General features: G+C 47.6%; 1 protein-coding gene. It reads right to left on the reverse strand.

What is annotated here, in order from left to right; translation table 11 throughout:
- Nucleotides 1-55: 55 nt before the first annotated feature.
- Nucleotides 56-766 (reverse strand): IS6 family transposase, encoded by a 711-nt coding sequence (locus A8707_RS26310; RefSeq protein WP_068820418.1) that lies wholly within the window; start codon nucleotides 764-766, stop codon nucleotides 56-58.
- Nucleotides 767-826 lie beyond the last annotated feature (60 nt).

The following is an 826-nucleotide window of genomic DNA, read 5'->3' on the forward strand; positions in this document are numbered from 1 at the left end:
GGGTTGTGTCGCAAATACTTTTTAGTGACAAACGAAGTATTTCGTTCGCATTCCGTTAAGCGCTAATTCCGAAAAGTTCTTCAATAAACTTCACTTGAGACATACGGTCCCCTTTGCTGATTCCTTTCACCTGTCCTTTACGAATCATACTCATTGCTTCAATTCCTCTGAGTGTTCGTCTTGCCGTGTTGAATGACCCAAATCCCATCATGGGCTTGGTCAGTCGCTTGATGTTTCGGTGATCCTGCTCGATCACATTATTCATGTATTTACTCTGCCGCAATTGGGTCTCTGCTGCCAACGTTTCATCTGCTTTCAGCGCTTCAATTGCTACTGGATAGGCAGCATTTTTATCGACGGTAATGACTCGTGGCGCTTGGGTGTGTTCTGCTTTCAACACTTTACGGAAAAACCGGGCAGCGGCTTTTCCATCCCGCTTTGCACTTAGCATAAAGTCCAGCGTGTTGCCCATCGAATCGACGGCGCGGTAAAGATATTTCCACGCCCCTTTCACCTGGATGTACGTCTCGTCCACCCGCCACGAATCGTTCGTTGGGTTTAGATCAGGACGAATTCGTTTGTCCAGTTCTGGGGCGTAGCTCAGCACCCACCGATGGCTCGTCGAATGATCCACCTCGACCCCTCGCTCTGCCATCATCTCCTCTAAATCCCGGTAACTCAATGGGTAGCGACAATACCACCGCACATTCAACACGATGATTTCGGGTAAGAAGTGCCGCCACTTAAACAGAGATTGAGATGCCATTTAGATTAAGGTCAGAGGAAATTAAACCCTCTCACATTATCATTTTTGCGACACAACCTT

The organism is Phormidesmis priestleyi BC1401 (assembly GCF_001650195.1).
GTDB classification, from domain to species: domain Bacteria; phylum Cyanobacteriota; class Cyanobacteriia; order Leptolyngbyales; family Leptolyngbyaceae; genus Phormidesmis_A; species Phormidesmis_A priestleyi_B.